This is a genomic window from Streptomyces sp. NPDC041940 (assembly GCF_055589465.1).
On the sequence record NZ_JBVJBP010000018.1, the window covers coordinates 67,100 to 78,882 of the forward strand.

An 11,783-nucleotide genomic window follows, 5' to 3' on the forward strand; every position below is an offset into this window, starting at 1 on the left:
TACCCCCCCCCCCCCCCCCCCCCCCCCCCCCCCCCCCCCCCCCCCCCCCCCCCCCCTACCCCCCCCCCCCCCCCCCCCCCCCCCCCCCCCCCCCGCTATGCGGAGGCCGGTATCGGCTCGATGCCCGTGATCTCCAGCTCCCGGCCGCTGCGCAGGTCGCTGGAGGGCTGGTCGCAGCGCGGGCACCAGAAGAACGGGGGCATGCCCACCGGGAACTCCTCGGCGCACGGGCCGCACCAGGCCTGCCCGGGGACCTGCTCGACCACGAGCCGGGCCCCGGCGAGGGCGGTGCCGTCGCGGGCCACCTCGAAGGCGAAACCGAGGGCGTCGGGGACGACGCCCGCCAGCTCGCCGACCCGGACGGTCACGGTCGAGACGGCGTCCGTCCCGTCCGCCCGGGCCAGCTCGTCGGCCCGCTCGATGATCGCGGTCGCGATCGACAGTTCGTGCACGGCCGGATCACGGATACCGGTTGCCCGCGCGGAACCCGCCGGACATCCGCCAGATCCGTGCCTCGCGCCTCAGGCTGGGCCATTCCCAGCACACCAGTGCCAGGGCCAGACCGCCCACCAGGGCGGCTTCTGCCTTCAGCACCCGCTGTCCGCTCATCCCGCCTCGCCTGCGCGCGACGGGTCTGCGTGCTCTCTTGACCTTCATTGCGGCGACTCCCTGCTCCGTCCGGGAACGGCTCTCATCCCGGCGAGATGTTCGGCATGCCCTCCACGAGGGCGTCATGCCGCTTCCAGTGGATCCCCGTGGAGCGGCGCGCGTCGGCGGTGCCGTCCTCGTGGTGTCCCTTCTGCTCCGCGTACCGTCCCTTGTTGCCCTGGTGCATGCCGGCGATGTGCCCGGGGGTGTCGGGCTTCGCCTGGGGCCGGCCCACTCTGATGCTGCCCATGGGTGTTCTCCTTCCTCGCCTCCGACCTGCGGAGTGCGTGCTCATGGCCGCTCGGTGAGGTCCTCGAAGAACCGTTCGACGACCGGCCAGACCCGGCCTCCGCCGGACAGGCCGCGCCACTCCCGGCGTACGACGGCGACCATCCGGTAGCAGTCGTCGACGGGCACGATCCAGTGGTGGTCGAGACCGTGGACGGTGTTGACCAGCAGGGCCTCCACCTCGGGTTCCACGGTGGCGAGCTGTGGAACCGTCCCGGCCAGTTCCCGCCAGGCCGCCGCGTCCACCTCCCAGCGCATGGCCCCCGCCGGGCTCGGGCCCTGTGCGGTGACGGTGCCGTCGGCCCGGGGCACGAAGAAGACCAGACCGACGGGTACGCCCAGCACCGCCGTGTCGACGTGCGGCAGCCGGACCCGGCGCCGGGGCACCAGCCGGGACTGGCCGCCACCCGCCCCGGACTCGGCGAACAGCACCGAGCAGGGGCGGCAGACACAGCGCACCTCGTCCTGCCCGGCGTCGTGGAGATGGGCGTGCTCGTCGGCGAGGGGCGCGGCGCACAGGTCGCACACCTCCTCCGCGGCCGCCGCCGTACGGTCGGCCGAGGAGCGGATGAGGCGGGCCAGGGCCCCGTCGGTGGTCACCGTGCGTCCCGGGTCGTCAGCGTGGTGAGCGGTACGAACGCGGGGGCCGGTGTGCTCGGCAGCGGCTCCACCGCCGTCAGCTCTGGGGCCACGGCGAGGACCGCCGCGCGGACCGCGTCGGTGACCTCGGAACCTCCGCCGCCGCAGCCGGAGCCGCATCCGCCACCCGAGGTCAGGCGCACCCGGGCGACCTGCCCCTCCACCCCGGCCCACTCCACGTCGCCGCCGCGCTCCTGGACGGCGGGCCGCAGCCGCTCGACCGCGCGCGCCGCCCGGCGCTCGGCGGGCTCGGGGTGGATGTCGTGCAGGACCAGCAGGTGGCCCAGCAGCTCGTCGTCGGCCAGGTTCTCGGCCAGCGTCCCGTCCGCGTGGTCCATGACGCGGGCCAGTGCCTCGCCGTAGACCTCGGTCAGGAGCGCGACCGCCTCGGTGGCGGAGCGGGTGGTGGGACCGGGGGCGGACTCGAGGCCTTCCAGCAGGTCGTCGAGCCGGGCGAGCCGGGCCTCGACGTCCGGGTCGGCCAGCCTCGCTCCGGCGGCTTCAGCCATGGTTCGCCCCGTACGTCGGCGAGTGCAGGGTGGTGAGCGTCTTGCCCTTGCCGACGTACATGTGCACACCGCAGGGCAGACAGGGGTCGAAGCTGCGGACCGTGCGCATGATGTCGACGCCCTTGAACTCGTCCGGCCCGTTCTCCTCGAAGATGGGCTGGCCCTGGACGGCGTCCTCGTACGGTCCTGGGGTGCCGTAGATGTCGCGGGGGCTGGCGTTCCACGGGGTGGGCGGGTACGGGTGGTAGTTGGCGATCTTCTTGTCCTTGATCACCAGGTGGTGGGAGAGGACGCCGCGCACCGCCTCGTGGAAGCCGCAGCCGATCGCCTCGTCGGGCACCTCGTAGTTCTCGAACACCTTGGTCTCACCCGCGCGCACCATCCCCATGGCCTCTTCCAGGAACTGGAGGGCCATGGCGGCCGCGTACGCGACGAAGTACGGCCGGGCGCGGTCGCGTTCGATGGTGTTGCTCCACTTGGGGATGCGCCACTCCAGGGTGGTCTCCGGCAGCGACTCGCCCTTGGGCAGCGAGATACGCACGCTGTGGCCGGTGGACTTGACGTACGGCGTGTCGACGATGCCGCTCAGCGCGGTCGACCACAGGCGGGCGAGCGGGCCGCCGCCCGTGTCGAGGGCGAGGTGGTCGTCGGTCCGCTTGTCGTACCAGCGCGGGCTCATCACCCAGCTGTACTTGTCGTCGAAGTCGCGCTTCTGCGGCACCGGGACGGTGGTCTGGTTCCACGGGTGGCGCATGTCGACGGGGTTGCCGAGCGGGTCGTGCGTGACGAAGGGCGATTCGTTCACCCAGTCCTCGTAGTACGAGCTGCCCAGCATGATGCGCAGGCCGAGGTTGATGTCGACGAGGTTGTTGGTGACCAGCTCGCCGTCGACGATGATGCCGGGGGTGACGTACATGTCCTTGCCCCAGGAGTTCATCGTCTCGTAGCGGTAGTCGACGGTCTTGGGGTTCTGGAAGGCGCCCCAGCAGCCCAGCAGGGTGCGGCGGCGGCCGACCTCCTCGTAGCCGGGCATCGCCTCGTAGAAGAAGTCGAAGACGTCGTCGTTCATGGCGACGGACTTCTTCACGAAGTCGATGACCCGCATGAGCCGGCTGAGGTAGTCGGTGAAGGCGGTCGGCTGCGGCATCGTGCCGACACCGCCCGGGTACAGCGTGGACGGGTGGACGTGCCGCCCCTCCATGAGACAGAACATCTCGCGGGTGATCCGGCTGACCTTCAGGGCCTCCTTGTAGACCTCGCCCTCGAAGGGGTTGAAGGCGCGCATGATGTCGGCGATCGTGCGGTAGCCGTGGGTCTCGCCCCGGGGCGCCTCGGTGCGTTCGGCGCGGGCCAGCACACTGGGGGTGGTGGCCTTGACCATCGCCTCGCAGAAGTCCACGAAGACCAGGTTGTCCTGGAAGATCGTGTGGTCGAAGATGTACTCCGCCGCCTCACCGAGGTTGACGATGTGCTCGGCGAGCGGGGGCGGCTTGACGCCGTAGGCCATCTGCTGGGCGTAGTCGGAGCAGGTGGTGTGGTTGTCGCCGCAGATGCCGCAGATCCGGGACGTGATGAAGCCCGCGTCGCGCGGGTCCTTGCCCTTCATGAACACCGAGTAGCCGCGGAAGAGCGACGAGGTGCTGTGGCATTCCACGACTTCCCGGTTGGCGAAGTCGATCTTCGTGTAGATCCCCAGGTTGCCGATGATCCGGGTGATCGGATCCCAGGACATGTCCACGAGTTGTGGCGGCTTGCGCTCCGTGGGCCGGGCCTCGGTGGTCGTCATCTGCGGTACTGCCCCTCGCTGTCGGTGGTGTGGGGGTGGGTGGTGCGGTCGGTGCCGGGCGTCATGAGGACCGCCAGTGCGGGTCGTAGCCGCTGGTCAGCTTGCGCTTGTTGTGGCGCCACCTGGGCTCGTGGTTGACCAGTTCGTTGGTCACGCCGCGCAGCCGGCGGATGACGGCCCCGTACGGCTTGACGACCAGCGACGACAGGGTGCTGCCGGGGGGCTCGTCCATGAACGGCATGAACGCGTCGGGGAAGCCGGGCATCGTGCACCCGATGCAGATGCCGCCGACGTTGGGGCAGCCGCCGATGCCGGCCATCCAGCCGCGCTTGGGCACGTTGCAGTTGACGACCGGGCCCCAGCAGCCCGTCTTGACCAGGCACTTGGGCGAGTTGTAGTCCTTGGCGAAGCTGGCCTGCTCGTAGTACGAGCCGCGGTCACAGCCCTCGTGGACCGTCTTCCCGAACAGCCACTGCGGGCGCAGCATGTGGTCCAGCGGCGGCGGGGGCGCGGAACCGGCCGCGTGGTAGAGGACCCAGACCAGGGTCTCCATGAAGTTCTCGGGCTGGATCGGGCAGCCGGGCACGTTGACGATGGGCAGCCCGCCCTGCGAGGTGTAGTCCCAGCCGAGGTAGTCGGCGAGACCCATGCAGCCGGTGGGGTTGCCGGACATGGCGTGGATGCCGCCGAAGGTGGCGCAGGTGCCGGCGGCCACCACCGCCCAGGCCTTGGGGGCCAGTTGGTCGATCCACCAGTTCAGGGGCTGCGGCTCGCCGGTCTCCGGGTCGTTGCCGAAGGACGTCCAGTAGCCGTCGCCCTCGATGATGTTCTGGTTGGGGACCGAGCCCTCGATGACGAGGATGAACGGGGCCAGTTCGCCGCGTACGGCGGCCCGGTAGGGAGCGAGGAAGTCCTCGCCGCCCAGGCTCGGGGAGAGCACCTTGTTGACCAGGTTCACCTTCGGCAGGCCCGGGATCAGACCGAGCACCAGGTCCTCGATGGAGGGCTGGTCGGCGGCGGTCAGCGAGACGGTGTCGCCGTCGCAGCTCATGCCCTCGGAGATCCAGAGGATGGTGATCTCGTCGAAGCCCTGACGGTCCTCGGCGCGATCGGGTTCCTTGCTGACCTCGGCGGTACTGCTGTTCGTTGTCATGTCACTCGGCCTCCGCTGCGGGGGTCTCGGAGTCGGTCGTGTGCGGCCCCTTGGCCGCGACGGGAGCCGGTGCCGACGGCTCGTCCGGGGATCCGGCGGGCCCGAGTGGTTCGAGCTCGTCGGGCCGGAAGTAGTGGAAGCGGCCGTACCAGGTGTGCAGTTCGGCCGCTGGATCGTCGTCGAGGGTGACGGCGAGGTGCACGCTGCCGTCCACGTCGTGGAAGACGGCGGAGACCTCGGCGGTCCGGCCGGCCAGGAACATGTCCTGGGCGTCGGCGCCTCGTACGCGGGGACGGAGCCGGACGCGGCTGCCGCCGCGGAGGGGCACGCCGTCCACGAGCACGGTGTCGGTGGTCGGGGAGAGACCGTCGTCGGCGCCCTCCTGCCACCAGGCGGGGCGTTCGGCGGTTGCCGGAGCGGCCGCCGGGGCGACCGGTGCCAGGGAGCGGACGGCACCGTGCAGCCGTTCGAAGACCTCCTGCGGCATGGTGTCGACCCGGTCGAGGATCGCTGCCGCCCGGGGGTCGGTGGCGCGCGCCTCGCGCTTCTCCTCGTCGGTCAGCAGCATGGTGCGCAGGGTGAGGATCTCGTCGATCTCCGCGGCGTCGTGCAGGTCGCCCGGGCTCTCGGGGGCGACCTGGGGGTGGTCGGGCAGGATGATCGGCGCGGACAGCAGGAGGTGCCCGGCGTCCTCGGCCGTGCCGCCGAGGACGGGGAAGGTGAACTCGTTGCGGCAGGAGCGCGCGGGTGCGGCCAGGTCCGTCGGCGGATCGGTCAGCGAGACGAACTCCACCCCGTCGCCGCCGATGAGGGTGTGGGTGGCGATGAGGGCCCGGCGCAGGACCTCGTCACGCGCGGTCCGTCCTTCCGGTGCGGGCCCGGTGTTGGCCGTGCGGACGCGCAGCCGGCAGAGGTCGTCGGTGAGGCGCTCGGCGGTGACGGTGGTGTCGGCCCGTACCTCGTCGCGGTGCCGTACCACCCGCCCGGCGCCCCCGGGCAGCGGCTCGACGTCCACGCCTGCCGCGGCGCCCACGGGGACGGCGCGTCCCGAGTCGAGGAGCTCGTGGAGGGGGACCACGACCTCACACTCGCGCGGTACCGCCTCGTCGAAGGTCAGATGCACCGTGCCGTCGTCGCTGCGCAGCGACGCGACGGGTTGCCGGCCGCTGTCCTCCATCTGCTTGCGTTGCGCCTGGAGGTAGCGGATCCGCACGCGGACGGAGGCGTCGCCGGGCCGCCGGATCCGCAGGAGGCACTCGGTCTGCTGGTACCAGGAGTCGGCGGAGCCCGACACACCGGGGACGACGGGGCCGTCCGCCTCCACCCAGTCCCGGGGGAACAGCACCCCGAACTGCCATCGGACGCGGTTCTTGGCCGAGGACCGGCGGTAGGGGTAGAGGAGGTAGCCCTCGTAGAGGACGGCGTCGGCGACGGCGCTGAGCTGCTCGAAGGCGCCCGGGGACCGTTCCGGCGGCTGTTCCGCGCCGCCCGTCGTGGCAGCGCACTCCCTGCCGCCCTCGACCAGTCCCTCGGCCATCGCGCCTCCTCGTCCGTGTGTGCACGCGCATCCCTTCCACCACGGTCACACCGCTCATCCGCCCCCGCCTCCTCCGGCCCATTCGGTTGGGCCGTTCGGGGTGGGGAAGTCGTCACCTCATGGACCAGCCCATGAATCGCCACCCCCGCACGACCACGAGCCCCGCCGTCACGACCCTGGCCGACCCGCTGGTCAACAAGGGCACCGCCTTCAGCCGGCGGGAACGCGCGGAGCTCGGGCTCGACGGGCTGCTGCCGCCCGCCGTGGAGACCCTGGACGAGCAGGTCGCCCGCGCCTACGAGGCGTTCCACGGCTACGACAAGCCCCTCAACCGGCACATCTATCTCCGGCAGCTGCAGGACACCAACGAGGTGCTCTTCTACCGTCTGGTCACCGAGTACCTGGAGGAGCTGCTGCCCGTCGTCTACACGCCGACGGTGGGTGAGGCCTGCCGGCGTTTCAGCGAGATCTACCGGCGGCCGCGCGGGCTGTTCCTGAGCTGGGAGGACCGGCACCGCTTCCGGGACATCCTTCGCAACCGCCCGTACCCGGACCACGACGTGGACGTCATCGTCGTCACCGACGGACAGCGCATCCTGGGACTGGGCGACCAGGGCGTGGGCGGCATGGGCATCCCGATCGGCAAGCTCAGCCTGTACACGGCGATCGGCGGCATCCACCCCGCCCGTACGCTGCCGATCCTGCTGGACGTCGGCACGGACAACGAGGCGCTGCTGGACAACCCGCGCTACCTGGGCCGGCGAGAGCGCAGGCTGACCGGCGCCGAGTACGACGAGATGATCGAGGCCTTCGTGTCGGCGGTCGAGGCGGAGCTGCCCGGGACGCTGCTCCAGTGGGAGGACTTCGCCACCGCCCACGCTCATCCGATCCTGGCCCGCTACCGCGACCGGCTGCTCACGTTCAACGACGACATCCAGGGCACCGCTGCCGTCGCGCTCGGCGCCCTGTCCACCGCGGCGGACGTGGCCGGCACTGCGCTGCCCGACCAGCGGCTGGTGATCCTCGGCGCGGGCTCGGCGGCCATCGGCGTCGCCGACATGATCCGTACGGCGATGGTCGACCAGGGGCTGTCGGAGGACGCGGCCACGGCGCGGTTCTGGATCCTCGACGTGGACGGCCTGCTGGTGTCCTCGCGCTCGGAACTGACCCCGCAGCAGCGGGTGTTCGCGCGCGACGACAGCGAGGTGGCCGACTGGGACGGCACCGGCCTCGCCGAGGTGGTGCGCCGCGTCGAGCCGACGGCGCTGATCGGGCTGTCGACGGCGCACGGCGCGTTCACCGAGGAGATCGTGCGGCAGCTGGCCTCGACGTGCGAACGGCCCGTCGTCTTCCCGCTCTCCAACCCCACCTCCCACTCCGAGGCCGAGCCCGCCGACCTCACCCGCTGGACCGAGGGCCGGGCGCTGATCGCCACCGGCTCGCCCTTCCCGCCGCTGACGGTGGACGGGCACGAGGTGCCGGTGGCGCAGTCGAACAACGTGTACGTCTTCCCGGCCATGGGGCTCGCGGTGACCGCGAGCCGCGCCACCCGCGTCACCGACCGCATGCTCGTGGCCGCGGCGCGGGCCGTCGCCGAGTGCGCGGTGCGGGCGGCGGACGGCGAGGACGGACCCGTGCCGCTGCTGCCGCCCCTGACCGGGATGCGGGACTCCGCCCGCGAGATCGCCCTGGCCGCGGCCCTCGCCGCCGTCGAGGACGGGGTGGCCCCGCACGCGACGGAGGAGGAGCTGCGCAAGGCGGTCGCACAGGCGCAGTGGACACCCCGCTACGAGGCCTAGGAACCCGTCCGAGCGCTCTGGGGGACGTACTGTCGGACACACGACGGTCGAACCCGGAGGCATCGGCAGCATGGACCAGCGGCAGCCCCTCGACGACGACGCGCTGGACGCGGCGGCGGACGCCTTCGAGCGCTTGCGACTCAGGCTGTTCGGTATCGCCTACCGCGTCCTGGGCAGTGTGTCCGAGGCCGAGGACGTGGTGCAGGACGTGTGGCTGCGCTGGCAGGGCGCCGACCGGGGCGCGGTGCTCGATCACGGGGCGTTCCTGGCGAAGATCACCACCCGTCTGGCGATCAATGTGGCGCAGTCGGCGCGGGTGCGCCGGGAGGCCTACGTCGGGCCGTGGCTGCCCGAGCCCGTGGACACGAGCGTCGATCCGCAGGTCGGCGCGGAGCGCGGCGAGGCCCTGGAGCTGGCCGTGCTGCTGGTCCTGGAGCGGCTGAATCCGGTGGAGCGGGCGGCCTATGTGCTGCGCGAGGCGTTCGACTACGCGTACGACGAGATCGCGGGCATGCTGGAGCTGAGCCAGGCCAACACACGGCAGATCGTCAGCCGGGCCCGCAAGCGGCTGTCCGCCGAGCGCCGGGAACCGGTCGACACGGCGCAGCACCGGCGCCTGCTCGACGCCTTCGTGGCCGCCGCCCGGCACGGTGACGTCGCCGCGCTGGAAACCGTGTTGTCGGCCGACGTCGTCGCCTACGCGGACGGCAACGGCATGCGCGGCGTGGCGCGGCTGGAGATCGTGGGGGCCGGGCGCGTGGCCAGGGTGACGGCCTTCGCCCAGAAGTTCTTCCCCGGTGCCGACTACGGCATAGTCCAGGCCAACGGACAGCCCAGTCTGCTGCTCGCCCAGGGCGGGGTGGCTGTCGCCCTGGTGAGCGCCACCGTGGGTCCTGACGGCATCGACGGGCTCTACTGGGTGCTGACGCCGGACAAGCTGAGGGCGTACGAGCGGTCGGCCGACAGGCTCACCGACCGCCCGTAGCCTCCTGGCCTCAGTGCTGCTGGAGCCAGTCCTCGTAGCGGATGGCCGAGAGGTGTGCGGTCTCGTCGCCGGTGAGCACGTCGGGCATCCCCGCGAACAGGCCGGCGGTCTCGTCCGTGACGACGGTCCGGCCGTCCGGCTTCGCCGCGAGGGTGAGCTCACCGAGCCGGTCCAGGCCGTGTGTCTCGGGTCCGGCGATGTTGCGGATGCCGTTCGACGGTTCGCCCTGAGCCGCCTCGGCGACGGCTGCGGCCACTTCGGCGGAGGCGATCGGACGCAGCCGCAGGGACGGCAGGCGCACCTCGCCGCCCTCGGTGGACATGTCCAGCACCGGGGCGATGAACTCGAAGAACTGGGTGGCGCGCACGAGGCTGTAGGGCACGCCGCTGCCGCGCACGGCGTTCTCCTGGGCGACCTTGGCCTCGTAGTAGCCGTATCCGGGCACCTGGTCGACACCGACGATGGACAGTCCGACATGGTGCCGGACGCCTGCCTCCTTCTCGGCGGCGAAGAGGTTCCGCGCCGAGCGGGTGAAGAAGTCCAGGGCAGGCTCCGTGTCGAAGGACGGCGAGTTCGACACGTCCACGACCACGTCCGCGCCCTTGAGGACCTCGGCGAGGCCCTCGCCGGTGAGGGTGTCGACGCCCGTGGTGGGGGCGGCGGCCACGGCCTCGTGTCCCCTGTCGCGCAGGAGCGTGACCACCTGCGAGCCGATGAGGCCCGTTCCGCCGACGACCACGATCTTCATCACTGTCTCCGTTCGATGAGTTGCTGACGTTGCTGACTCACCAGAGAGACAGGGCAGGGCCCGGGTCTGTGACAGCCCGCGCGGATTCACTCCGTCGGGACGCTGTCCGGCAGCCCGAGTGCGGTGGAGACATGGCGCCAGACGGAGGCCAGCGCCGTGTCGAGGGTGACCGTCGGGTCGCGCAGCATGAGGCGGATGCCGTAGCCGTCGCTCAGGGACAGTACGAGCGTGCTGAGGTCGTCGACGTCGGTCGGCGTGAACTCGCCGGAGTCGATGCCGCGCCGTACCGCGTCCCCCACCCAGGCGTGCAGCTGCGCGTAGAGGTCCACGGCGAAGACCCGGGTGGCCTCGTCGCGCAGCGCCCTGACCCAGAGTTCCTGCCAGAGCCGCCAGTCCTGGTGGAGCTGGGGATCGGTCGGCAGCAGGTTGCGCAGGATGCGGGCCAGGATGACCGCCGCCGAAGCCGTTTCCGCGTCCCGTTCGAGGTCGACGGCCGTGTGGGCGAAGGAGTGCGTCATCGCCTCGGTGAACAGCTTCTCGCGGGTGTCGAAGTGGTAGTGGAGCAGCGCCGTCGACACTCCGGCGCGCTCGGCGACCATGCGCATGCGGATCTTCTCGAACCCGATGTCGGCGATGACCTCGCACGCCGCGGTCAGGATGCGCTCGCGCGTGTCTGCCGTGCGCACCTTGGTGGACACCCTGCGGCTCCCCTCGTTCGGTGGTCGTGGGCCATGACCATCTTCCCTCACGGCCGGCCGGCCCGTACCGGGGCCTCCTGCCGCGGTTCTTCGTCGTACGTGTGGAAGCCCCGCCCGGACTTCCGTCCCAGCAGACCGGCCTCCACCATCCGGGACAGCAACGGGGGCGGTGAGTACTGGGGCTCGCGGAACTCGGCGTACAGCGACTCGGCGATGGCCCGCGTGGTGTCCAGGCCGATCAGGTCCGTCAGGGCCAGCGGGCCGAGCGGGTGCGCGCAGCCGAGGACCATGCCCCGGTCGACGTCCTCGACGGTCGCGCTGCCCGACTCCACCATGCGGACGGCGGCCAGCAGATACGGCACGAGCAGCGCGTTGACGACGAACCCGGCCTTGTCCCGGGTGCGGACCACCTCCTTGCCGAGGGTGCCGGTCACGAACTCCTCGGCCCGTGCCGCCGTGGCGGGCGACGTGAGCAGCGAGGGCACGAGTTCGACGAGGCGCAGGACCGGCACGGGGTTGAAGAAGTGCACCCCGACGACCCGGTCGGGCCGGGTCGTAGCGGCGGCGAGCCGGATGACCGGGATGGAGGAGGTGTTGGTCGCCAGGATGGTGTCGCCGCCGGTGATCACGGAGTCGAGGCGGGTGAAGACGTCGACTTTGAGGGCCTCGTCCTCGGCGACCGCTTCGACGACCAGGTCGTGGTCGTGCAGCAGGTCGAGTTCATGGACGACGGTGATCAGGGAGTCGGCGGTCTCCCGTCGTTCGTCGCTCAGTCTGCCGTGGGCGGCGGCCCGGCCGAGCGAGCGGCCGATGCGGAGGCGGCCGGCCCGGGCCGCCTCCGCGTCACGCTCCACGACCGTGACCGGTACGCCGGCCCGTGCGCAGACCTCGGCGATGCCGGCGCCCATCAGCCCGCAGCCGACGACTCCCACGCGCTTGATGTCGGTCATCCGTCTTCCTCTCTCTGGTCTGCGACGGGTTCTCCGGTCCGCG

General features: G+C 71.6%; 13 protein-coding genes. 2 read left to right on the top strand and 11 right to left on the bottom strand.

Going from position 1 to position 11,783, the window contains the following annotated elements:
• Window positions 1–95: 95 nt before the first annotated feature.
• From hypA to ACZ6I3_RS27265, 8 genes are all read right to left on the bottom strand, one after another.
• The gene (gene hypA, locus ACZ6I3_RS27230; protein WP_469418119.1) at window positions 96–452 is read right to left on the bottom strand and encodes a hydrogenase maturation nickel metallochaperone HypA; all 357 of its coding nucleotides are present in this window, start codon (window positions 450–452) and stop codon (window positions 96–98) included.
• A 7-nt stretch (window positions 453–459) separates the two neighbouring features.
• Window positions 460–657: a hypothetical protein gene (locus ACZ6I3_RS27235; protein ID WP_391100313.1), complete on the bottom strand. Its 198-nt coding sequence runs from the start codon at window positions 655–657 to the stop codon at window positions 460–462.
• Window positions 658–691: 34 nt separating this feature from the next.
• Window positions 692–898, bottom strand: a complete 207-nt coding sequence (locus ACZ6I3_RS27240) for a hypothetical protein (RefSeq protein ID WP_469418120.1) — start codon at window positions 896–898, stop codon at window positions 692–694.
• Between the two features lie 41 nt (window positions 899–939).
• On the bottom strand, window positions 940–1,536 hold the full coding sequence (locus ACZ6I3_RS27245) for a DUF5947 family protein (RefSeq protein WP_399015112.1): 597 nt from the start codon (window positions 1,534–1,536) through the stop codon (window positions 940–942).
• On the bottom strand, window positions 1,533–2,084 hold the full coding sequence (locus ACZ6I3_RS27250; RefSeq protein WP_469418122.1) for a NifU family protein: 552 nt from the start codon (window positions 2,082–2,084) through the stop codon (window positions 1,533–1,535). Before ACZ6I3_RS27250 ends, ACZ6I3_RS27245 begins: the two co-directional genes overlap by 4 nt.
• Window positions 2,077–3,870, bottom strand: a complete 1,794-nt coding sequence (locus ACZ6I3_RS27255) for a nickel-dependent hydrogenase large subunit (RefSeq protein WP_399015116.1) — start codon at window positions 3,868–3,870, stop codon at window positions 2,077–2,079. Before ACZ6I3_RS27255 ends, ACZ6I3_RS27250 begins: the two co-directional genes overlap by 8 nt.
• 61 nt (window positions 3,871–3,931) lie before the next feature.
• On the bottom strand, window positions 3,932–5,023 hold the full coding sequence (locus tag ACZ6I3_RS27260; RefSeq protein ID WP_469418124.1) for an NADH-quinone oxidoreductase subunit B family protein: 1,092 nt from the start codon (window positions 5,021–5,023) through the stop codon (window positions 3,932–3,934).
• Window position 5,024: 1 nt separating this feature from the next.
• Complete coding sequence (locus tag ACZ6I3_RS27265; RefSeq protein ID WP_469418125.1) at window positions 5,025–6,560, bottom strand: hypothetical protein; 1,536 nt, start codon at window positions 6,558–6,560, stop codon at window positions 5,025–5,027.
• A 119-nt stretch (window positions 6,561–6,679) separates the two neighbouring features.
• On the opposite strand from ACZ6I3_RS27265, the gene ACZ6I3_RS27270 reads away from it, so the two are divergent.
• Entirely contained in the window at window positions 6,680–8,359 is a 1,680-nt protein-coding gene (locus ACZ6I3_RS27270) for an NAD-dependent malic enzyme (RefSeq protein ID WP_469418127.1), read from the top strand.
• Between the two features lie 70 nt (window positions 8,360–8,429).
• Window positions 8,430–9,344 carry an RNA polymerase sigma factor SigJ gene (gene sigJ / locus ACZ6I3_RS27275; RefSeq protein WP_469418128.1) on the top strand — a complete coding sequence of 305 codons (915 nt, stop codon included), beginning with the start codon at window positions 8,430–8,432 and terminating at the stop codon, window positions 9,342–9,344.
• A gap of 10 nt (window positions 9,345–9,354) precedes the next feature.
• Here the strand turns inward: sigJ and ACZ6I3_RS27280 are convergent, their stop codons facing one another.
• The 3 genes from ACZ6I3_RS27280 to ACZ6I3_RS27290 all read right to left on the bottom strand — a co-directional run bounded on the left by ACZ6I3_RS27280 (window position 9,355) and on the right by ACZ6I3_RS27290 (window position 11,740).
• Window positions 9,355–10,092: an SDR family oxidoreductase gene (locus tag ACZ6I3_RS27280; protein WP_469418129.1), complete on the bottom strand. Its 738-nt coding sequence runs from the start codon at window positions 10,090–10,092 to the stop codon at window positions 9,355–9,357.
• A gap of 86 nt (window positions 10,093–10,178) precedes the next feature.
• A complete protein-coding gene (locus ACZ6I3_RS27285; protein ID WP_469418130.1) occupies window positions 10,179–10,790 on the bottom strand; it encodes a TetR/AcrR family transcriptional regulator in 612 nt (203 codons plus the stop codon).
• Between the two features lie 47 nt (window positions 10,791–10,837).
• Complete coding sequence (locus ACZ6I3_RS27290; RefSeq protein WP_469418132.1) at window positions 10,838–11,740, bottom strand: 3-hydroxybutyryl-CoA dehydrogenase; 903 nt, start codon at window positions 11,738–11,740, stop codon at window positions 10,838–10,840.
• Window positions 11,741–11,783 lie beyond the last annotated feature (43 nt).